This window comes from Bradyrhizobium sp. USDA 4473, assembly GCF_054063335.1.
In genome coordinates, this window is sequence record NZ_JBSSGE010000001.1 from 4,051,713 (window position 1) to 4,072,080 (window position 20,368).

At 65.0% G+C, this 20,368-nt stretch carries 18 protein-coding genes and 1 pseudogene; 11 read left to right on the top strand and 8 right to left on the bottom strand.

Going from position 1 to position 20,368, the window contains the following annotated elements; genetic code table 11:
- The first annotated feature begins 34 nt into the window (after window positions 1-34).
- The 4 genes from ACVW17_RS18765 to ACVW17_RS18780 all read left to right on the top strand — a co-directional run bounded on the left by ACVW17_RS18765 (window position 35) and on the right by ACVW17_RS18780 (window position 3,465).
- A complete protein-coding gene (locus ACVW17_RS18765) occupies window positions 35-1,426 on the top strand; it encodes an amidase family protein (protein WP_456753247.1) in 1,392 nt (463 codons plus the stop codon).
- Window position 1,427: 1 nt separating this feature from the next.
- Window positions 1,428-1,904 (top strand): glutathione peroxidase, encoded by a 477-nt coding sequence (locus tag ACVW17_RS18770; protein ID WP_456753248.1) that lies wholly within the window; start codon window positions 1,428-1,430, stop codon window positions 1,902-1,904.
- Complete coding sequence (locus tag ACVW17_RS18775) at window positions 1,901-2,164, top strand: DUF3297 family protein (protein WP_456753249.1); 264 nt, start codon at window positions 1,901-1,903, stop codon at window positions 2,162-2,164. The genes ACVW17_RS18770 and ACVW17_RS18775 overlap by 4 nt, the downstream gene beginning before the upstream one ends.
- Before the next feature lie 131 nt (window positions 2,165-2,295).
- Window positions 2,296-3,465: a mandelate racemase/muconate lactonizing enzyme family protein gene (locus ACVW17_RS18780; protein WP_456753250.1), complete on the top strand. Its 1,170-nt coding sequence runs from the start codon at window positions 2,296-2,298 to the stop codon at window positions 3,463-3,465.
- A 73-nt stretch (window positions 3,466-3,538) separates the two neighbouring features.
- On the opposite strand, the gene ACVW17_RS18785 is transcribed toward ACVW17_RS18780, so the two are convergent.
- The 3 genes from ACVW17_RS18785 to ACVW17_RS18795 all read right to left on the bottom strand — a co-directional run bounded on the left by ACVW17_RS18785 (window position 3,539) and on the right by ACVW17_RS18795 (window position 5,107).
- A complete protein-coding gene (locus ACVW17_RS18785) occupies window positions 3,539-3,844 on the bottom strand; it encodes a hypothetical protein (protein ID WP_456753251.1) in 306 nt (101 codons plus the stop codon).
- A 54-nt stretch (window positions 3,845-3,898) separates the two neighbouring features.
- On the bottom strand, window positions 3,899-4,666 hold the full coding sequence (locus tag ACVW17_RS18790; RefSeq protein WP_456753252.1) for an outer membrane protein: 768 nt from the start codon (window positions 4,664-4,666) through the stop codon (window positions 3,899-3,901).
- A 219-nt stretch (window positions 4,667-4,885) separates the two neighbouring features.
- On the bottom strand, window positions 4,886-5,107 hold the full coding sequence (locus ACVW17_RS18795; protein ID WP_456753253.1) for a hypothetical protein: 222 nt from the start codon (window positions 5,105-5,107) through the stop codon (window positions 4,886-4,888).
- Window positions 5,108-5,302: 195 nt separating this feature from the next.
- Here ACVW17_RS18795 and ACVW17_RS18800 point away from each other — a divergent pair.
- Window positions 5,303-6,356: pseudogene (locus ACVW17_RS18800) on the top strand (hypothetical protein).
- Window positions 6,357-6,620: 264 nt separating this feature from the next.
- On the opposite strand, the gene ACVW17_RS18805 reads toward ACVW17_RS18800, so the two are convergent.
- Both ACVW17_RS18805 and ACVW17_RS18810 read right to left on the bottom strand, forming a co-directional pair.
- Entirely contained in the window at window positions 6,621-7,973 is a 1,353-nt protein-coding gene (locus ACVW17_RS18805) for a malonyl-CoA decarboxylase (RefSeq protein ID WP_456753255.1), read from the bottom strand.
- 158 nt (window positions 7,974-8,131) lie between these two features.
- A complete protein-coding gene (locus ACVW17_RS18810) occupies window positions 8,132-8,944 on the bottom strand; it encodes an AraC family transcriptional regulator (RefSeq protein WP_456753256.1) in 813 nt (270 codons plus the stop codon).
- Between the two features lie 74 nt (window positions 8,945-9,018).
- Between ACVW17_RS18810 and ACVW17_RS18815 the strand changes: the two genes are divergently transcribed.
- The 4 genes from ACVW17_RS18815 to ACVW17_RS18830 all read left to right on the top strand — a co-directional run bounded on the left by ACVW17_RS18815 (window position 9,019) and on the right by ACVW17_RS18830 (window position 13,313).
- Complete coding sequence (locus ACVW17_RS18815) at window positions 9,019-10,233, top strand: MFS transporter (RefSeq protein WP_456753257.1); 1,215 nt, start codon at window positions 9,019-9,021, stop codon at window positions 10,231-10,233.
- 191 nt (window positions 10,234-10,424) lie between these two features.
- The gene (locus tag ACVW17_RS18820) at window positions 10,425-11,948 is read left to right on the top strand and encodes an SUMF1/EgtB/PvdO family nonheme iron enzyme (RefSeq protein WP_456753258.1); all 1,524 of its coding nucleotides are present in this window, start codon (window positions 10,425-10,427) and stop codon (window positions 11,946-11,948) included.
- Between the two features lie 37 nt (window positions 11,949-11,985).
- Window positions 11,986-12,411, top strand: a complete 426-nt coding sequence (locus tag ACVW17_RS18825; RefSeq protein WP_456753259.1) for a DUF4399 domain-containing protein — start codon at window positions 11,986-11,988, stop codon at window positions 12,409-12,411.
- A 155-nt stretch (window positions 12,412-12,566) separates the two neighbouring features.
- Window positions 12,567-13,313, top strand: coding sequence for a transporter substrate-binding domain-containing protein (locus ACVW17_RS18830; protein WP_456753260.1), 747 nt, complete (start codon window positions 12,567-12,569; stop codon window positions 13,311-13,313).
- Between the two features lie 141 nt (window positions 13,314-13,454).
- Here ACVW17_RS18830 and ACVW17_RS18835 read toward each other — a convergent pair whose 3' ends face one another.
- Entirely contained in the window at window positions 13,455-14,786 is a 1,332-nt protein-coding gene (locus ACVW17_RS18835; RefSeq protein ID WP_456756347.1) for an IS1182 family transposase, read from the bottom strand.
- A gap of 581 nt (window positions 14,787-15,367) precedes the next feature.
- On the opposite strand from ACVW17_RS18835, the gene ACVW17_RS18840 reads away from it, so the two are divergent.
- Together ACVW17_RS18840 and ACVW17_RS18845 are read left to right on the top strand one after the other, a co-directional pair.
- Window positions 15,368-16,186: a formate/nitrite transporter family protein gene (locus tag ACVW17_RS18840; RefSeq protein WP_050403146.1), complete on the top strand. Its 819-nt coding sequence runs from the start codon at window positions 15,368-15,370 to the stop codon at window positions 16,184-16,186.
- Window positions 16,187-16,247: 61 nt separating this feature from the next.
- On the top strand, window positions 16,248-17,984 hold the full coding sequence (locus ACVW17_RS18845; protein WP_456753261.1) for a protein kinase domain-containing protein: 1,737 nt from the start codon (window positions 16,248-16,250) through the stop codon (window positions 17,982-17,984).
- 147 nt (window positions 17,985-18,131) lie between these two features.
- Here the strand turns inward: ACVW17_RS18845 and ACVW17_RS18850 are convergent, their stop codons facing one another.
- Together ACVW17_RS18850 and ACVW17_RS18855 are read right to left on the bottom strand one after the other, a co-directional pair.
- Window positions 18,132-18,926, bottom strand: a complete 795-nt coding sequence (locus ACVW17_RS18850; RefSeq protein WP_456753262.1) for a substrate-binding domain-containing protein — start codon at window positions 18,924-18,926, stop codon at window positions 18,132-18,134.
- Window positions 18,927-19,119: 193 nt separating this feature from the next.
- Window positions 19,120-20,343, bottom strand: a complete 1,224-nt coding sequence (locus ACVW17_RS18855) for a polyhydroxyalkanoate depolymerase (RefSeq protein ID WP_456753263.1) — start codon at window positions 20,341-20,343, stop codon at window positions 19,120-19,122.
- Window positions 20,344-20,368: the final 25 nt, after the last annotated feature.

Here is a 20,368-nt window from a genome sequence, read left to right on the forward strand (position 1 = left end):
GGGGCTAAAACGCCTGCGTCATACGGAGTGTCTCATGCAGGATATTTGGCGTCTGTCGGCGGCCGAGCTCGCCTCCCTCATCAAATCGAAGAAGGTCTCGGCGAAGGAAGCCGCCGAGGCCGGGCTGGCCCGGCTCGACGCGGTCAATCCGAAGCTCAACGCGGTGGTCGATCACCGGCCGGACGACGTGCTGGCGCAGGCGGCCAAGATCGATGCGGCCATTGCGCGCGGCGAGGCGGTCGGGCCGCTTGCCGGCGTTCCCGTCACCATCAAGGTCAATGTCGACCAGGAGGGTTTTGCCACCACCAACGGGCTGAAGGCGCAGCGCGACCTGATCGCCAAGGTCGACAACCCCGTGGTCGCCAATCTGCGCAAGGCCGGCGCGGTGCTGCTCGGCCGCACCAATTGTCCGGCGGTGTCCTATCGCTGGTTCACCACCAACCTCATTCACGGCGACACCAAGAACCCGCGCGATCCCGGCATCACCCCGGGCGGCTCGTCGGGCGGCGCGGGCTCCGCGGTCGCGGCCGGCATCGGCCACATCGCGCACGGCACCGACATCGCCGGCTCGATCCGCTATCCGGCCTATGCCTGCGGCGTGCACGGCCTGCGGCCGAGCCTGGGCCGTATCCCGGCCTTTAACGCGGCATTGCCGGAGCGTCCGATCGGTCCGCAGATCAGCGCGGTGTCGGGCCCGCTGGCGCGCACCGTCAACGACCTGCGCATCTCGCTGGCGGCGATGTCGGCGCCGGATTATCGCGACCCCTGGTATGCGCCGGTGCCGCTCGAAGGACCAGCGCGCGAGAAGCGGGTTGCGATGTGTCTCAATCCCGACGGGCTCAACCCGGTGCCGGAAGTGGTCGCCGCGGTGGCCGATGCCGGCAAGCGCCTGCGCGATGCCGGCTGGATCGTCGAGGAGATCGCCGACACACCATCGCTACGCGAGGCGGCCGAGATCCAGACCCGGCTCTGGCTCGGTGACGGCTTTGAGGCCCAGCTCGCCTTCGCCGAGCGCGAGGGCGATCCCGGCGCGCTGGCCTGCCTGCGCGGCGTGCGCGCCCGGGTGCATCCGTTCGACCTGTCGCAGGCGCTGACCCGCCGCGCCACGCTGACCCGCGAATGGTTTACCTTCCTCGACAAATACCCGGTGCTGCTGATGCCGGTCTCCGGCGAGCTGCCGTTCCCCGATCATCTCGACCGCAAGGACGAGGCGTCATTCGCGCGGGTGTGGCACGCGCAGCTGCCGCAGATCGCGATCCCCTTCATGGGACTGCCGGGGCTTGTCGTCTCCACGGGCTTGGTGGGACGGATTCCGGTCGGCGTGCAGCTGGTCGCCGCCCGCTACCGCGAGGACCTCTGCCTTGCCGCGGGCGAGGCGGTCGAGGCCGGCGGCACGCCGTCCGCCGCCATTGATCCGGTGGCCTAACGTGACGACAGTCTACGATTTCACCGCAAAGTCGCTCGCCGGCGAGGACATGCCGCTGCGGCGATTCGAGGGGCAGGTGCTGCTGATCGTCAACACGGCAAGCGCCTGCGGGTTCACGCCGCAATACAAGGGCCTCCAGGAACTGTACGCCGGATTGTCGCCGCGCGGCTTTGCCGTGCTCGGCTTCCCCTGCAACCAGTTCGGCGCGCAGGAGCCGGGCGATGCGAAGCAGATCGCCACCTTCTGCGAGACCAATTACGCGGTGACGTTTCCGATGTTCGCCAAGATCGACGTCAATGGCAGTGCTGCGCATCCATTGTACGAACACCTGAAACGTGAGAAGTCGGGCCTGCTCGGGCCGGCGATCAAATGGAACTTCACCAAGTTCCTGGTCGATCGCGCCGGCAAGGTCGTGGCGCGGCATGCGCCGACCGCCCGGCCCGAAGGATTGAAGAAGGACATCGAGGCGCTGCTATGAGCGACGACAACACCAACGACCAATTCCCCGACCGCCTCTCGGTCGACCCGAACAGCCCGTATTACAACGCGGAGATCCTCGCGCGCGACGTCGGCATCCGCTTCAAGGGCGCCGAGAAGACCAATGTCGAGGAGTACTGCATCAGCGAAGGCTGGGTGCGGGTCACCGCCGGCAATGCCAAGGACCGTTACGGCAATCCGCTGACGATCAAGGTGCACGGCCCGGTCGAGCCGTATTTTAGGGATAAGGCGAAGTCCTGAGGCGCTTCCTCCGCGTTATTGCGAGCGAAGCGAAGCAATCCATCGCGCCGCAAGTTGAAATATGGATTGCTTCGTCGCTTCGCTCCTCGCAATGACGATGAGGCGGCAAGCCTAACTTTGAGAGCACAAGCATGTCCGTCCGTATCGTCGACGTCCGCGAGGTGACAAAGCCGATCTCCTCGCCGATCCGCAACGCCTATATCGACTTCACCAAGATGACCTCGAGCCTGGTTGCCGTGGTCACCGATGTGGTGCGCGACGGCAGGCGCGTGGTCGGCTACGGCTTCAATTCCAACGGCCGTTACGGGCAGGGCGGTCTGATCCGCGAGCGCTTTGCGCCGCGCCTCAAGGAAGCCGATCCGACATCGCTGCTTGACGCTACGGGCGACAATCTCGATCCGGACAAGATCTGGTCGACGCTGATGTCGAACGAGAAGCCGGGCGGCCATGGCGAGCGCTCGGTCGCGGTCGGCACCATCGACATGGCGGTGTGGGACGCAGTCGCGAAGATCGCCGGCAAGCCGCTGTTCCGATTGCTCGCCGAGCGCCATGGCGTCAGCGCCGATCCGCGCGTGTTCGTCTACGCCGCCGGCGGCTACTACTATCCGGGCAAGGACCTCGGGAGCTTGCGCAAGGAGATGCGCGGTTATCTCGACCGCGGCTACAATGTCGTCAAGATGAAGATCGGCGGCGCGCCGCTCGCCGAGGATCGTGCGCGCATCGAGGCGGTGCTGAAGGAGATCGGCAGCGCCGCGCAGCTCGCCGTCGACGCCAATGGCCGCTTCGATCTGGAGACCGCGATCGCCTACGCCAAGATGCTGCGGGAGTATCCGCTGTTCTGGTACGAGGAGGCCGGCGATCCCTTGGACTACGCGTTGCAGGCCGCGCTCGCCGAATTCTATCCCGGCCCGATGGCGACCGGCGAGAACCTGTTCAGCCATCAGGACGCGCGCAATTTGATCCGCTACGGCGGCATGCGGCCGGATCGCGACTGGCTGCAATTCGATTGCGCGCTGTCCTACGGGCTCTGCGAGTATCAGCGCACGCTCGCGGTGCTGAAGACCCACGGCTGGTCGCCGAGCCGCTGCATCCCGCATGGCGGCCACCAGATGTCGCTCAACATCGCAGCCGGCCTCGGCCTCGGCGGCAATGAGAGCTATCCCGATCTGTTCCAGCCCTATGGCGGCTTCCCGGATGGCGTGCGCGTCGAGAATGGCCACATCACGATGCCCGAGCTTCCCGGCATCGGCTTCGAGGGGAAGTCGGATCTCTACAAGGAGATGAAGGCGCTGGCGGAGTAGGGAGCGCGGTCACTGCGACGACGCTCCCTTTGTTCACCAAGCGAGGTTTGCGATCCTCGCTGAGCCGACCGCGTCAGTCGCAGACCCGCAAGGTGCGGATGCGCCAGCCGTAACGCGTGTGCACGCGGCGCCGGACGAGGTAGCAGCCGCCGCCATCGTAGGGATAGCCGTAATACGGATAGCCGTAATAGCCGGGTCCGTAGAAGCCGGGACCGAAGCCCCAGCCATAGCCGCGATAAAATCCGCCGCGATAGAAGCCGCCATGGAAGCCTCCGCCGCCATGGAAGCCGCGCGCCGAGGCCGCGTTGGCGGCAAGCATTGCGATCGAGGCCACGGCAACCACGAGGATCGCTTGGCGCAGCATTTTCAGTTTCAGCATTCCTTGTCGTCTCCCGTGCAGTGTCTCTTGCAATCTCGGTTGCGGATTCACGCGCTAGTACCCGATGCCGGGCGCGCCGAAGCGGTAGTTGATGCGCGCAGTGACGAGGTCGATGTCCTGGCTGATGTCCTCGTTGCGCGTATTGACGCCGAGATTGGCGGGAGCGACGCCGGTGAAGGCGACATTGCCGGTCCCCATGAAGAGATGATCGTATTCGAGCGCCAGCGACCAGTTCGGTGCGAAGCCGTATTCGAAGCCGACGCCGATGGCGCCGCCCCAGCGCGTGTCATTGGCCGTGCCGAGTTCGATGCCGGTTGCGTTCGACCAGCCGGAATATTGGTTGTCGGTGACGGCAGCGCCGCCCTTCACATAGAGCAGCGCGTTGTTCCAGGCATAGCCGATCTGACCGGTGAACAAGCCGAATGCATCGGTCTTGGTCTGGTTGGTGATGTTGGGAAACAGCAGGCTCTGGCTCGATCCGGAGATGTCGGCCCAGTTGCCCTGCGCTTCGACGCCGTACACCCACGATGCAGCCTGCCAGCGATAGCCGATCTGACCGCCGACCGTGCCGCCCGAATTGCTCGCGCAACCTTCGCCGACGCTTGGGCTCACCGGCGTGCCGAACAGAGCCGTGTTGTTCCAGCAATTCCTGTCCCATCCACCGCCGCCGTTGAGGCCGATGTAGAAGCCGCTCCAATCGTAGGCGGGCGAGACCAGCGCTGGCGCCTTGGTCGGCATATAGGTGCGCGGAGCGAGATCGGCTGCAAAGGCCGGCGTGCCGATTGCTGCGAGGCCGGCAATGCCGAGCAGAATTTTTTTCATGATGAAGTCCCCTGCGGTTACACGACCAACCCCGCAGGCGAGCATACGAAAAGCGCTGTCGATGTATCGTGAAATTGTCGCAAGCTCGATGAATGTCGGATTGTGAAACTGTTTCGCGTCGCGCGTGCTTGCGATGTCAGCGCGGTGTCAGGAATCGACTTCGAGGCTTGCGATTGCTGTCGTGAATTCTGCGCACGTCGTCGGCTGCGTTGAGATCAGTCAATCTGATCGTTGTCGCCAGCAGCAAAGCGCAATGTTCGAGACAAGCTTCGGACATGTGGGGGCCAGCGAAGCACGTTCGCGTTGACCCCGGTCGCAGGTCGAGCATCGACCGTCTTCGCTCTCGCACATCTTGTTCACCGCACGCGCGATGATCATGCCGGCATTGTCGAGACGCTCGTCGTGCATCTCTCCCAATGTCGTCGAGGCGATAGCGGCCATTCATGCTGATCCGGTTGGCGCGGGCGGCCCGGGCACCCGGCGGCGGCGGGTCCCGGAACATGTCCCGCTCGCCAAAAATTTTGAGCGTCGCTCAATTAATTATTGAACGTTGCTCATATTTACGTATACTCATTTGGGAAGGCGCCTTCCGGATCATCCGGGGAGGGCGCAGAAACCGGCCGCAAGGATAGCCGCATGCCATACTCAGCCAAGGATCTCCGGGACGCCCGCCGATGCCGGGGTGATCAGCGCCGCCGACTTGGACCGCCTGCTGGCCTTCCTGGCGTGCAGCAGCTCGGCCAGCGAGGCCAGCCCGGCCGCCAAATTCGATGCCGCCCACGTGCTCTGGTACGCCGGTGCGCTGATCGTGATCGGCGCCATGGGCCTGTTCTCGACGTTGGCCTTCACCCAGATGGGCGGCCGGGCGCTCACGGCCTGCGCGATCGCCTACGCGGTCGGTTTCGCCGTGGCAGGGCACCACCTCTGGCACGACAGGAATCTGCGGGTTCCCGGCGGCCTGCTGATCGCGATCGCGGTCTCGATGGCGCCGCTCGCGGTGTATGGCATTCAGGACGAACTCGGCTGGTGGGGCAAGTTCGGCAAGCCCGGAACCGTGCAGGACTTCTACGTCTGGGTGAAGGGCAGCTGGATCTTCATGGAGACCGCCACCGTCGCCGCCGGCATCGTTGCGCTGCGCTCCTATCGCTTCGCTTTCATCGTCGCGATCATCTCGGTTGCGCTGTGGTTCATGTCGATGGATCTGGCGCCGTGGTTCAGCGGCACCGCCTATGCCGATTTCGAAATGCGGCGCCGGGTGTCGGTCTGGTTCGGTCTTGCCGTGCTCGCGGTGGCGTGGATCGTCGACTATCGCAGCCGCAACGGCGACTTTGCGTTCTGGCTGCATCTGTTCGGCCTGATGGCGTTCTGGGGCGGCATCAGCGCCTCCGAAGGCTCGACCGAACTCAGCAAGGCGGTCTATTGCCTGCTCAATGTCGGTCTCGTCATGATCGCCGTGATCCTGATGCGGCGTGCCTATGCGGTGTTCGGCGCGTTCGGCATCTGTCTCTATCTCGGCCATCTCGCCGACGTCGTGTTCAAGGACTCGCTGTGGTTCCCGTTCTCGCTGTCGCTGATCGGAATTGCCGTGATCGCCGCAGGCCTGCTCTACCATCGCAACGAGCGTACGATCACGGCCTGGATCGACGCGCATCTGCCGGCCGGGCTGCGGCCGCGATCCGCGACTGCGTGATGCCGGTCACTCATTAGAACCGCTACAATCGGAATTCCCACAACGCTTCGAGAATATCGAGCTCGGCATGAAGTAGGACATCAATCCGAAGCCAAGGCGCCGAACACTGCCCGTCATCCTGAGGAGCCGCGAAGCGGCGTCTCGAAGGATCGACGGCCACCGGCCGGGCCGTGCATCCTTCGAGACGCGGCCAAGAGGCCGCTCCTCAGGATGACGGGGTTGGAAAGCTCCCAGTCGTCGTTGCAATGACGGGAAGGGAGCGTCTTACCCCAGCCGCCTGTCCAGCAGCCGCCGGCCATCGCCCTTCAACAGCTTCTTCACCGCGCTCGAGGCGATCACCTCGCCGTTGTTGGCGTAGGCCTCGTGGTTCTTCTCGATGTCGTCGAGACGGTAGAGGTAGTTGACCATCACGCCGGCGGATTCGCGCAGTCCTTTGGGCGAGAGATCGCCGAGCCAATTGATCCGCTCCAGCCGCGCGCCATTGCCGAGATGGAAGCGGGCGACCGAATCGATCTGCCGGCCCTTCGGCGTGCGCGCCTTCAGGAAGTAGTAGGCGGCGAGCGGCTCCAGCACCCCGCGCAGCTGCGCGGCGAGCTCGGCGTTCTCGAACCAGTCCGGCTTGCCGAGGCTCTCCAGCAACTGGCGATCCTCGTCGGTGAGCGGCACGTCGTCGGCCTGCTTGACCCACTGCATGAAGCCCGGCACCGGCGACAGCGTGACGAAATTTTCGAGCTTGGGCAATTCGCGCCGCAGCTCTTCAACCACCTGCTTGATCAGGAAGCTGCCGAACGAGATGCCGCCGAGCCCACGCTGGGTGTTGGAGATCGAGTAGAACACCGCAGTGCGGGCCTTCTCGACCGGCACCGGCTCGCGCTCTTCGGCAAGCAGCGGCGCGATCGCGCCCGGAATGGCTTCGGTCAATGCGACCTCGACGAAGATCAGCGGCTCGTCGGCCAGCGCCGGATGGAAGAACGCGTAGCAGCGGCGATCCACCGGATCGATGCGGCGGCGCAGATCGTCCCAATCGCGAATCTCATGCACGGCCTCGTAGCGGATGATCTTCTCCAGAATATTGGCCGGCGACGACCAGTCTATCCTGCGCAGCACGAGAAATCCCCTGTTGAACCAGGACGAGAGCAGATGCACGACGTCGCGATCGAGCGCGGCGAGGTCCTTGTTGCCCTTCATCAGTGAAAGCAGATCCGAGCGGATCGACACCAGATCGCCGGTGCCGCCGGGCGCGCGGTTGAGCCGACGGATCAGTTCCTGACGGCGCGGCTCGGAGGCGAAATGGAGGTCGCTGGCATCGTCGCCATTGGCGTTGGCGCGCCAGGCGTCGATCGCCTGCGCCAGCCGGGCGTGATCGGGTCCGAAATCGCGCGCCAGCGTCTGGAAGAATGACAGCCGGCCGGCGGCATCGAGATGGTGGTAGCGGTCGAGCACTTCGCGTGCCATCGCGGTGCCGGAGGCTTCGCCGCGGCCGGACAGCAGCGCCTCGCACAATTCCAGCAGCTCGGACGCATCCTGCTTGTCATTGGCCGGGCTGGCGCGGCCGAGCAGGACGCGGCCGCGTTCGGAGATGGTCGAGAGCAGGTCGGAGAAGAAGGCATTGGCCATTTGCGGGTCGCATCCAGCAGGTCGTATTCAGTGAAGCCGGACCTTACACGGGATTTAAGGTCGGGAAGACTGCAATCAAGCGCATGGATCGTACGGAAATATGTCGCAGCGCGACAGCGGTATAATTCGTCATCGCTGCGCCCGGTGACAACTTCGGTTCACGCTTTCTCGCACGATTTCTCCGCGAATGCGGTCGGCGTCTTGCCGGTGACCTGGCGGAATGCATGGGAAAATGCCGGCACGCTGGCATAACCGAGGTCGGAGGCGACCTGCTTGACCGAGACATTGGCGTCGGTCGATAGCCGTTCGATCGCGGCCGCGATGCGCGCGCGCTGGCACCAGCTCTTGAAGGACAGTTGCGTCTCCAGCGAGAACAGCCGCGACAACGTCCGCGCCGAGGTGCCGACGGCGCGTGCCAGCGCATCGATCTCGTGATCCCCCGTCGGATCGGCCAGCACGATGTCGGCGGCGCGGCGGCAGCGCGGCTCCTGCGGCAGCGGGATGAAGGTTGCGGAATCCTCGGCCTGGTGCAGCTCCAGCATCACCAGCCTGATCAACAGCTCGGTGCGCTCGCGTCCGCAGGATGTATCGAACAGCGCGAGGATCGCCTGGTGCACCAGCGGCGACACCCGCACCACGAATTCATGGCCGAGACTGTCGCTGCGCCGCTCGCGCGCGAGCCAGGCCTGGTCGAAATACAGCGTCCGCATCTCGATGTCGGCGAGCACGTCGATTGCGTGCGGCAGCAGGGCAGGGACCCACACCGCGCGGTCCGGCGGTACCAGCCAGCGGCCCTTAGGCGTGGTCACCTGCATGGTGCCGGAGGCGGCATAGACCAGCTGCGCCTCGCGATGCATGTGCGGATCGAGCCGGACGCCCTTGCGGTAGTTGCGCGCGACCATGTGGACGCCATCACCGGTGACGCGCCGGTCGTCGTGGAGGGCTCTGATTGGCGGTTCGGCGATAGTCATTGGCGACATCCCGTCAGGACAAGCACCTATAACCTATTTCCGAGCAATTGAAGAATCGCGTGAGAGACGTGTCCATGAGTGGTCCAGGGAATAGCCCAAGGAATAGCCCGAGCAACAGTCCGAGCCGGGTGATCAGCTTCGTCAACGCCGGCCATTTCATCGACCACTACGCGATGCTGATTTTCGCCGCCGCCGTCATCATCATGGGACCGGCGCTCGGCATGGCCTATTCGGAACTGCTGCCCTACGCGACGCCCGGCTTCGTCGCCTTCGGCGCCGGCTCGCTCATTACCGGCTGGCTCGGCGATCGCTGGAGCCGCCGCCACATGATGGTGATCTTCTTCGTCGGCATCGGCCTGTCGATGATCTCGGTCGGCTTCGTGCAGGCGCCGCTGCAACTCGGCGCCGCGTTGCTTTCGATCGGCATCTTCGCCTCGATCTACCATCCGGTCGGCACCGCGATGATCGTGTCCTATGCCGAGAAGCTCGGCGCCCAGATGGGGATCAACGGCGTCTGGGGCAATCTCGGGGTTGCCTCGTCGGCGCTGGTCACCGGCGTGATCGGCCAGTATCTCGGCTGGCGCTGGGCCTTCATCGTGCCGGGCACGGTCACCGTGCTGATCGGCATCGCCTTTGCGATGACGGTGGTGCATGAGGATCGCAAGGGCTCCAGGCAGGCGGCCGCGCAGGTGCGCGTCGCCAAGGAGGACATGTGGCGGGTGGTGCTGTCGCTCTTGATCGTGGTGATCGCGATCTCGACCACGTTCAACGCGGTGACGGTGGCGCTGCCAAAGCTGTTCGCCGAACGGCTCGCGGACCTGACCAAGAGCCCGGCGCTGCTCGGGGTGATCGCGGCCGGGGTCTATGTGTTCGGCGCGATGACGCAGTACACGATCGGCAAGCTGCTCGACCGGCATTCGCTGAAGACGGTGGCGCTGCCGCTGTCGTTCATGCTGGCACCGTTCCTCTATCTCGCCGCGAGCCTGTCCAACCTGCCGCTGATCGTGGTTTCGATCGGCATCGTGATGGGCGCGTTCGGCCAGGTGACGGTGAACGACGCGATGGTCGGCAAGTACACGACCGAGGAATGGCGCTCGCGCGCCTATGCGGTGCGCTATTTCGTCGGCTTCACAGCGGCGGGCGCGTCGGTCGGCCTGGTGGCCTGGCTCTACGACCAGGGCGGCTTTTCGATGATGCTGCGAGCCTTCGCCGCGCTGTGCCTGCTGGCGATTGCGGCTGCGATCATCCTGCCGCGCGAGATCCGCACGCCCGCCACGCCAGGGGGCTGATACCGGGCGTTTTGCGGCGGTTACCGCCGAGACGATCCGCGCCTGCCCGGCCGCGGAGGCACGGCAATCCGTGACCTGGTCACGCTTCACGAACTTTGTCCCGAACCGCAGATGTGGTAGGTTTGGCCGTGCCTCGGGCACAAGGCGCCGGTTGCGCCGCGAGCACGCATGTGTGGAGCAGCCGGAGCGCCATGGGAGAGATTCGCGACTTCAAGTCAGGCCGTCCACAGCCTCCCCGCGATGCCGTGCCGCGGCGGCTCGCCGCGATCGTCGTCGGCGACATCGCCGGCTACAGCCGGCTGATGCAACTCGATGAAGAGGGCACCCACACCCGCGTCAAGCGGACCGAGCGCGATCTGATCGAGCCCACCATTGCCGAGCACCATGGCAAGCTGATCAAGACCACCGGCGACGGCTTCATCGCGATGTTCGACAGCCCGGTCGAGGCGGTCCGGTGCAGCATCGTGATCCAGCAGAACATGATCGGCCGCAACGCGGCGATCGCGCGGGATCAGTGGATCGAGTACCGGATCGGCGTCAACCTCGGCGACATTATCATCGAGTCCGACGATATCTATGGCGACGGCGTCAACGTGGCCTCGCGGCTGGAAGGGATCGCCGCGCCAGGCGACGTCTTCATCTCCGGCGGCATCTACGAGCAGATCAAGCACAAGATGGTCTGCGGCTACGAATCGCTCGGCGACAAGAAGGTGAAGAACATCACCGATCCGATCCGGGTCTACCGCGTGCTGCCGGACGCCGCCGCCTACCAGAGGACACGGCGGCGCCGCGAGTCCATCCTGCTGACGCTGCTCGGGCTGGCGATCGCGATCATCGCCGGCGGCGCGCTGTGGTACCTGCTCGCGCAACCGCGCAGCAAGCTGGTCGACCTGGCGAAGGCGCCGCCGTCATCGGCGGCATCGCCTGCCGTGCAGCAGCCGGCACCGGCACCGAGCCAGAGTTCAAGCCCGGTTCCGGCAGCACCGGTGCAGCAGGCCTCGCCGCAACCTGCGCCATCCGCGAGCCCCACCCCAGAGTTGCCGGAACCCGAGATGGTGTCGCTCAAGGGCGGCAGCTTCTCGATGGGCAGCAATGACGACCCGTCGGAGCGGCCGATCCGCAAGGTGGCGGTGAAGCCGTTCGCGATGGGCAAATATCCGGTCACCGTGCGGGAGTGGAATGCCTGCGCGGCGGCCAAGGCTTGCGGCGTCACGGCCGGCGGCAAGGACGATGTTCCGGTCACCAATGTGAGCTGGAGCGATGCGAAGCAATATGTCGCCTGGCTCGCCGAGCGAACCAAGAAGCCGTATCGGCTTCCGAGCGAAGCCGAATGGGAGTACGCGGCGCGCGGCGGAACCCAGTCGAAATACTGGTGGGGCGACCAGATGCAGCCGGGCCATGCCGGCTGCAAGGATTGCGGCGGTGATGCTGCCGCCGAACAGCCGGTCAAGGTCGGCAGCTTCAAGCCGAATCCGTTCGGTCTCTACGACATGGGCGGCGGGGTCGATCAATGGGTCGAGGATTGCTGGCACAGGAATTACCAGGGCGCGCCGGACGACGGCGCGGTCTGGACCGGCGGCGATTGCGGCTCCCATGTCATCCGCTCCGGCTCCTGGAAGAATGACGCGCGCTATGTGCGCCCGGCCAATCGCGACAATTACGACACCAATGTGCGCTACCCGACCCACGGTTTCCGGGTTGCGCTGTCGCCCTGAGCGGTCATCCGCGATCGCCGGGCTTCATGGAGGGGCTATGAGACGTGCAGGCCTGATCATGCTCGCTGCGGCACTGGCGTTGCTCGCTGCTCCCGCCGTCGCGCAAAACAAGCCGGCGGGCAAGGACGCCAAACTGTACTTCATCTGGCCGCGCAACGGCGCTGTTCTCAAGGGCTCGTTCGTGTGCCGCTTCGGGCTGCACAACATGGGTGTCACCCATGCCGGCGACGACTATCCGAACAGCGGCCATCACCATCTGCTGATCGATGTCGATGAGCCGCTCAATCCGAACGAGCCGATCCCGTCGGACAAGTCGCATCAGCACTTCGGCGCGGGCCAGACCGAGACGCAGCTCGATCTCGCGCCCGGCAAGCACACGCTCCAGCTGGTGCTGGGTGATGCCAAGCATTATCCCTTCAACCCGCCGGTCGTCTCCGAGAAGATCACGATCCGGGTCAAATAGGCCGATACGGATAGCTCCGTTGCGAGACCGGCGCTTGCACAGGGCGGCGCCGTGCGGTTTGGTGCGCGCCGGCCGGACGGCAAGACCGGCGTGGAGGACGTCCGATGTTGTCTCGACTGCTGCGTCTGGCCGGTCTCGTTCTGGGAGTGATTGTGATGGCCACATCCGCAAATGCCGACGCCCTGAAGGATCAGATCGCACCGACCGGCAAGCTCCGGGTCGCGATCGCGATCAGTCCGGCGGGCGGCGCCTTCTGGTCGACCAAAACCGACAACGGCTATGCCGGCGTTCCCGTCGATCTCGGCCGCGAGATGGCGGCGCAGCTCGGCGTTCCCGTCGAATATGTCGTGCACCAGAACTCCGGCCAAATCACCGACGCCGCGGCGAAGAACACTTGGGACGTCACCTTCCTGCCGAGGGATCCCGAGCGCGAAACCAGGATGACGTTCGGGCCGATCTACGAGGTCGCCGACGCCACCTACATCGTCAGGCCGGGCTCGAAGATCACCAATTTTGCAAGCCTCGACCAGGACGGCGTCAAGGTCGCTGCCGTCAACAACACCACGACGATGCGCGGCGCGATCGCCCATCTCAAACATGCCAAGGTCACGGGCTATCAGACCTATGACGAGATCTTCCATCTGTTGGAGAATGGCGAGGTGGACGCCTTCGCGCTGTCGCGCGATCAGCTCCTTGCGATGGCGAAGAAGATTCCGGGCTCCTGCGTTCTCGACGAGACCTTCAAGCAGACCGTCACCGCGGTCGCCGTCCCGCTCGACCATCCGCTCGCGGCGGCGTTCGTCAGCAAATTCATGACGGAAGCGATCGCCAACGGCACGCTGCGCAGGGCCTACGACAACAACGGCCTGAAGGACACGCCGGTTCGCACCGAGGTGAAGTAGGCCGGCGCGTATCGACCCTGCCTGACCTCCCTCCCCGTCATCCTGAGAGCTTGTGACGGATTCGGCTCCTGCGGAGTTTTTGGCGGCTGTTCGTCGCAGCAATTGGCAGGTTTGAGTTCGAGTTCGGCGATGACCCGTTGTTTAGGCTCTGGAGAGGCGGTTGCCTTGCAGGATGTTGTTGACGAGGGCGTACCAGAGCACGACGGCACGGACCTTTTCGATGCCGCGCACGGTCAATTGCCGCAGGTCCCAATTGCGCCAGCGGGCATGGATGCACTCGCAGATCGACCGGGACCTGTATCGGGCCTTGCCCTCTTTGCTCGCCATTCGCGCACGCCAGGCCAACACCCCCGGACCGTCGCCGCGCCGCGGTAGATAGGGATCGGTACCGTGCTTGGATTGAGTGGGCGGACAAAAGATATCGATGCCCTCGGCATAGGCCCATTCGATGTCCTCGGCACTGCCAAAGCCGCCATCGACGAGATGGTCCTTGGGCAACCCTCCGGGCCGCGCACGCTGCCGCTCCAGCATGGGACGCATCAGGCCGCGATCGGATCCGATGTTGCAAATTCTGGTGTCGACGACGATCTGCTCGCCGGCCACGCTCGTCACCTGCACGTTGTAGGCGGGGCGGAAGCCGCCGTTCGCCATCTTCATGACCCGTGCATAGGCGTCCGTCGTGGAGGCCCGCGGCTCCTTCGGCGTCTTGCCGTTGCCGCGACTTTCTTCGCGCTCCTTGCGCTGCTGCTTGATCTCGGCGAGCGCCGTCTGCGCCGCCTTCACCCGCGCGCTGCGTTCCCGCGCGGCCCGCTCCTTGGCTGCCCGGGCACGCTTATTGCTGGCGTCCGAGCGTGTGTCGACCTCGCGCTTGAGGTCTTCCACCACGGCCTCAGCCTGCGCCAAATGCTTATCCAGCGTCGCCTCGCGCCGGAACGAGGCCGCCCCGGCGCTGGCCCGGACCCGCATGCCATCCTGCGCCAAGGTCTCCAGATCGACGAGACCGGCCTTTGCCAACGCTGCCAGATGCTCACTGAGCAGTCGGTCAAGCAGATCGGCGTTGCCGACCCGGAAGTCCGCCAGCAGGTGATAGTTCACCGACACCCCGCCGCACAGCCAGCGATAGGCATCGTGGCTCTCGCACAGCCGCTCCAACGCCCGCGCGCTGCCAACGCCTTCGCTGGCGGCATAGAGCCACAGCGCCAGCAAAAGCCGGGGCGAGGTCGCGGGGTGACCGGGACGATCGCCGCGAGCCTTGATCCGGTCCTCCAACTCACTCAGATCAAGCTCTTCGACATAAGACCAGATCAGCCGCACCGGATGGTCTTCCCCGATCAGGCTCTCAATATCAACCGCTCGCAGCGCAATCTGGTCGCGCTGGGGCTCACGCAGCCGCGGAGCGCCGGGCAAGCCCGCTTCGACTGATGGCTTCGCCTGCTCCGGCAGGTCCCCAAACAACTCATCGGCAGCCAACATCACCTCCCGCGAATCCATCATCGCCAGAGAATCACACCGCGCCGGCTTTCGGCTATAATGCTCGCTGAAACCCCAAAAAAATCACACCCTCTGAGGTGCGAGCGCAGCGAGCCTCGAAGGATCGACGGCCACCAGCCGGGCCGTGCATCCTTCGAGACGCGCGGAGCCTGTCATCGGGCCGCGCTTTGCGCGGACCCGTTGGCGCTCCTCAGGATGACGGGGAGAGAGTGGCGCATTCGGCTTGGGCGACATCTGGGCATGCTGCATAATTCTGCGCCATTGCGCCGGCCGGTTCCCGTTCGGTCTATCTAAGTCATTGGATTAACGTAAGTTTTATGACCGGCCGGCGCTCCCTGCGGTTGGCATATCCATTGCTTTTGGTTCTAGCAGTCAACGACGACTGCCGTTCTCCGGATTGCCGAAGCCAGCGCTGGCCGCGGCGAGGGGACCAAGGCGCCCGGCCCGGGCGCCGCGAGCAATCGTTCAAGCCCCATCTCCCCGGACGGACGAGCATTTCAACCCACCCGCGTCGCTTCCGGCAGGCAACCGGCGCGGCCGAATTGCGCAAGGGGACTTTACGAATGGCCTATCTCGCACCGTCCGAATTCGTCACCAAGATGGTGGACGCCGGTGAATCCAAGATCTTCATGTCGACGCGCGACACCGTGATCCGCGCCTACATGGCCGGTGCGATCCTCGCGCTGGCCGCCTGGTTCGCCGTGACGATCAACGTCAACACCGGGCAGCCGCTGGTCGGCGCGTTGCTGTTTCCGGTCGGCTTCGTGATGCTCTATTTGCTGGGCTTCGATCTCCTGACCGGCGTGTTCGTGCTCTCGCCGCTCGCGCTGCTCGACAAGCGCCCCGGCGTCACGCTCGGCGGCGTGCTGCGCAACTGGGGCCTCGTCTTCATCGGCAATTTCGCCGGCGCGCTCACGGTGGCGTTCATGATGGCGTTCGTGACCACCTTCGGCTTCACGCAGGAGCCCGACAAGGTCGGCATGACCATCGGCAATGTCGGTGAGGCGCGAACGCTGGGCTACGCGGCGCACGGCGCGGCGGGCATGGCGACGCTGTTTATCCGCGGCATGCTCTGCAACTGGATGGTCTCCACGGGCGTGGTCGGCGCCATGATCTCGACCACAGTGCCCGGCAAGGTCATCGCGATGTGGATGCCGATCCTGGTGTTCTTCTACATGGTGTTCGAGCATTCGGTGGTGAACATGTTCCTGTTCCCGTCGGGACTGATGCTGCATGCCAAGTTCTCGATCATGGACTACCTGATCTGGAACGAGATCCCGACCGTGCTCGGCAACCTCGCCGGCGGCCTCGCCTTCACCGGGCTGACGCTCTACACCACGCATGTGAAGACGGCGCCGAAGCGCCAGCGTCTCGCGGCTTGATCCAGGCCCGCTGATGGGGCTCTCCTGTCACGGAGGGCCCCATTCGCTTTTTGGACGGACGATGCCGCGCGCACTGAAAATATCGGTCGGGCAATTCTCGGATCAGGGCCGCAAGGACACCAATCAGGATTTCCACGGCGTCTTGATCCCCGAGGAGCCGCTGCTCGGCCTGAAGGGCATCGCCGTGGTGCTGGCCGACGGCATCTCCTCGAGCAGCGTCAGCCGTGTCGCCGCCGAGTCCGCGGTCAAGAGCTTCCTGACCGACTACTACTGCACCTCGGAATCCTGGTCGGTGAAGACCTCGGCGCGGCGGGTGCTGGAGGCGACCAACTCCTGGCTGCACGCGCAGACGCGGCGCAGCCAGAACCCCTACGACAAGGACAAGGGCTACGTCTGCACGCTGAGCGCGCTCGTGATCCGCTCGACCACGGCGCATCTGTTCCATGTCGGCGACAGCAGGATCTACCGCGTCGCCGGCAACAGCCTGGAGCAATTGACCAACGACCACCGTGTCGTGATCTCCTCGCAGCAGAGCTATCTCGGCCGCGCGCTCGGCGTGAACCCGCAGCTCGAGATCGACTACCAGAACCTTCCGCTGGCGCGCGGCGACATCTTCCTGCTGGTGACCGACGGCATCTACGAGCATGTCCCGGCGCGCCAGCTGGCGAAGACGATCAGGGATGGCGCCGCCGATCTCGATGCGGCCGCGAAGTCGATCGTCGCGCAGGCCTACGACAACGGCAGTCCGGACAATCTCACCGCCCAGATCGTCCGGATCGACGAGTTGCCCGACGGCGATGCCAGCGAGGTGTTCGGCCAGCCGACCGAGCTGCCATTGCCGCCGCTGCTCGATGCACGGATGCTGTTCGACGGCTATCGCATCGTGCGCGAGCTGCATGCCTCGCACCGCAGCCACATCTATCTCGCTGTTGACGAGGACAGCGGCACCACGGTGACGATCAAGATCCCCTCGATCGACCTGCGCGACGATGCGGCCTATCTCAAGCGCTTCGTGATGGAGGAGTGGGTCGCCCGGCGGATCGACAGCCCGCATGTGCTGAAGCCGTTTCTGCCGCAGCGCAAGCGCAACTTCCTCTACGTTGCGATGGAATATATCGACGGTCAGACCCTGACGCAGTGGATGACTGACAATCCGGCGCCGGCGTTGGAGACGGTGCGCGACATCACCGAGCAGATCGCGAAGGGATTGCGCGCCTTCCATCGCAAGGAGATGCTGCACCAGGACGTCAGGCCCGACAACATCATGATCGACAGCACCGGCACGGTGAAGATCATCGATTTCGGCTCGACCCGGATTGCCGGCGTTGCCGAGGCTGTGCCGGCGGGCGTCGAGGACATTCTGGGCACCCAGCAATACACCGCGCCGGAGTATTTCCTGGGCGAGGGCGGCACCGCGCGCTCCGACCTGTTTTCGCTCGGCGTCGTCACCTATCAGATGCTGACCAGCCGCTTGCCCTATGGCGCACGGATCGCCCGTGCGCGGACGCGATCCGATTTCAACCGGCTGGTCTACCGTCCGGCCGCGCATCGCGGCCGCGATGTCCCCACCTGGGTTGACGGCGCGCTGGAGCGCGCCGTGCACGTCAACCCGCTCAAGCGCTACGAGAGCTTCTCCGAGTTCGTGTTCGACCTGCGCAATCCCAACGCCAAATATCTGACGACGTCGTCGACCCCGCTGATCGAACGCAACCCGGTGCTGTTCTGGAAGTCGACCACGCTGCTGCTGGCGCTCGTCGTGGTGCTGCTGCTGGCGTATGGTGCGCACCATTGGCGGTAGGGCGACAACCGCGCCAATCTATCCCCGTCATCCTGAGGAGCCGCGAAGCGGCGTCTCGAAGGATCGACGGCCCGGCTAGTGGCCGTGCATCCTTCGAGGCTCGCTTTGCTCGCACCTCAGGATGACGGCGAGAGAACGTGCGCGCACCTAATACGTCGCACCGCCTGCGATCGGATCCAGCCCGCTCTTGACCAGCGCGTCGCGGGCGTCTGGTGAGGCGAGGAAGCTGATCAGCGCCTTGCCGGCCTCAGGCTCTTTTGAAACCGTCGCGATCCCGGCGGAGAACACCGTGATCTTCTGCAACGGCTCCGGCAAGGGGCCGACGATGTCGATGCCGGCGACCGGTTTCAGCTCGGAAATCTGCTGCAAGCCGATCTCGGCCTCGCCCTTGGCGACGATCTCGCCGACCGGGGTCGCCGGGATCATCCGCGCCTTGTCCTTCATCTGGTCGGCGATGCCGAGCTTTGCGAACATCTCGGTCGAGACGTAGACGCCGCTGGCGCTGTCGGAATAGGCGACCGATTTCGCCGAAAGCAGCGCCTGCTTGACGCTGTCGGCCGAACCGATGTCCGGCTTCGGCGCGCCTGACTTCACCGCGATGCCGATCGGCGACTTCACGAGGTCGACGCGGCTGTCGGCCACCACCTTGCCCTGCTTGATCAGGTCACCGAGCGCATAGCCGACCATGATCAGCACGTCGGCCGGCTCGCCGCGCTCCAGCCGCACCGGAATGGCGTTGGTCGTGGTGCCCATCGACGGCCCGAAGGCGGTCGCCACCTTGTGCCCGGTCTTGCGCTCGAACTCCGGCACCAGCGCCTTGTAGGCCGCCGTCAGCCCGCCCGAGATCATGACATGGACTTCGGCGGCCGATGCGGCTGAGGCGAAGGCGAGGGCGCCGACAAAAGCGAGCGTGAGGGCACGGAAGGCGGTCGAGGCGCGCATGGAGTTTCTCCCTGGACGATTCTTGGCAAGCGGGGTCGTCGTGGCGGGAAGACTATAGCGCGGGCGGAGACGTGGCTAGCCGCCACTCGTCATTGCGAGGAGCGTAGCGACGAAGCAATCCACGCTTCCGCTGCGGGACCGATGGATTGCTTCGCTCCGCTCGCAATGACGGGGAAAGGGTGTCGCCTAGCCCTCACGAATTCACATGCACGAAATCGCGCAGCAGCGGATAGATTTCGTTGTTCCAGCGCTTGCCGGAGAACACGCCGTAATGGCCGACGCCGGCCTGCATGTGGTGCACCTTGCGATAGGTGCGCACGCCGGTGCAGAGGTCCTGCGCGGCGAGCGTCTGCCCGATCGAGCAGATGTCGTCCTTCTCGCCTTCCACCGTCATCAGGCCCATGCGCCGGATCGCCGCCGGGTTCACCGGGCGGCCGCGATGCATCAGCATGCCCTGCGGCAGCAGGTGCTCCTGGAACACGTCGCGCACGGTCTCGATGTAGAACTCCGCCGGCAGGTCCATGACGGCAAAATACTCGTCGTAGAAGGTCTTGATCACCTCGGCCTTGTCGGTCTCGCCCTTGGCGAGATGATCGGCGAGATCGATGTGCTGCTTGATGTGGCGCTCCAGATTCATCGACACGAACGCCGTGAGCTGCACGAAGCCGGGATAGACCTGACGCAGCGCGCCCTTGCACTGTACGGGGACGTAATTGATCAGATTGTCCTCGAACCATTTGATCGGCTTGCTCTTAGCGAACTCGTTGACCTTGGTCGGCTGGATCCGTGTGTCGATCGGCCCGGCCATCAGGGTCAGCGATGCCGGCCGCGCCGGATGGTTGTCTTCCGACATGATCGCGGCCGCCGCCAGCGCCGACACTGAAGGCTGGCAGATCGCCACCATATGCGCACGCGGGCCGAGCTGGCCGAGGAAGTCGATCAGGTGGTCGGTATAATCCTCGAGCCCGAAGCGGCCATCGCTGCGCGGGATGTCGCGCGGATTGTGCCAGTCGGTGATGTAGACGTCGTGGTCCTGCAGCAGCGTCTTCACGGTGCCGCGCAGCAGGGTGGCAAAATGGCCGGACATCGGCGCCACCAGCAGCAGCCGCGGCTGCTCCGGTCCGTCCACCTTCTTGAAGTGCAGCAGCGAGCCGAACGGCGTCGCATAGGCGACCTCCTCGGTCACCTGGTACTCCCTGTTGCCGGAGGTCACGCTACCGATGGCGTAGTCGGGGCGGGCATAGGTCAGGGTGGAGCGGGAGATCAGCTCGAGCGCGGCGGCGAGTCGGCCGAACGTCCGCTGCGAGGTGCCCCGCGGCACCAGATTGAGGTAGCGCAATGCCGCCGCGGCGCCGGTCCGCCACGGCGCAGTGAGGTCCATATGGTTCTGGTAGGCCTGGTACAGCATTGACATCATACGCATCCACCCGGTGGCCTGGTCT

Coding starts and splice junctions, on each gene's coding strand:
- ACVW17_RS18810 (WP_456753256.1), bottom strand. CDS start 8,944: ATGACTATCGCCGAACCGCCAATCAGAGCCCTCCACGACGACCGGCGC.
- ACVW17_RS18775 (WP_456753249.1), top strand. CDS start 1,901: ATGAGCGACGACAACACCAACGACCAATTCCCCGACCGCCTCTCGGTC.
- ACVW17_RS18850 (WP_456753262.1), bottom strand. CDS start 18,926: ATGCGCGCCTCGACCGCCTTCCGTGCCCTCACGCTCGCTTTTGTCGGC.
- ACVW17_RS18805 (WP_456753255.1), bottom strand. CDS start 7,973: ATGGCCAATGCCTTCTTCTCCGACCTGCTCTCGACCATCTCCGAACGC.
- ACVW17_RS18825 (WP_456753259.1), top strand. CDS start 11,986: ATGAGACGTGCAGGCCTGATCATGCTCGCTGCGGCACTGGCGTTGCTC.
- ACVW17_RS18780 (WP_456753250.1), top strand. CDS start 2,296: ATGTCCGTCCGTATCGTCGACGTCCGCGAGGTGACAAAGCCGATCTCC.
- ACVW17_RS18765 (WP_456753247.1), top strand. CDS start 35: ATGCAGGATATTTGGCGTCTGTCGGCGGCCGAGCTCGCCTCCCTCATC.
- ACVW17_RS18840 (WP_050403146.1), top strand. CDS start 15,368: ATGGCCTATCTCGCACCGTCCGAATTCGTCACCAAGATGGTGGACGCC.
- ACVW17_RS18835 (WP_456756347.1), bottom strand. CDS start 14,786: ATGTTGGCTGCCGATGAGTTGTTTGGGGACCTGCCGGAGCAGGCGAAG.
- ACVW17_RS18855 (WP_456753263.1), bottom strand. CDS start 20,343: ATGATGTCAATGCTGTACCAGGCCTACCAGAACCATATGGACCTCACT.
- ACVW17_RS18795 (WP_456753253.1), bottom strand. CDS start 5,107: ATGGCCGCTATCGCCTCGACGACATTGGGAGAGATGCACGACGAGCGT.
- ACVW17_RS18815 (WP_456753257.1), top strand. CDS start 9,019: ATGAGTGGTCCAGGGAATAGCCCAAGGAATAGCCCGAGCAACAGTCCG.
- ACVW17_RS18845 (WP_456753261.1), top strand. CDS start 16,248: ATGCCGCGCGCACTGAAAATATCGGTCGGGCAATTCTCGGATCAGGGC.
- ACVW17_RS18830 (WP_456753260.1), top strand. CDS start 12,567: ATGGCCACATCCGCAAATGCCGACGCCCTGAAGGATCAGATCGCACCG.
- ACVW17_RS18820 (WP_456753258.1), top strand. CDS start 10,425: ATGGGAGAGATTCGCGACTTCAAGTCAGGCCGTCCACAGCCTCCCCGC.
- ACVW17_RS18785 (WP_456753251.1), bottom strand. CDS start 3,844: ATGCTGAAACTGAAAATGCTGCGCCAAGCGATCCTCGTGGTTGCCGTG.
- ACVW17_RS18790 (WP_456753252.1), bottom strand. CDS start 4,666: ATGAAAAAAATTCTGCTCGGCATTGCCGGCCTCGCAGCAATCGGCACG.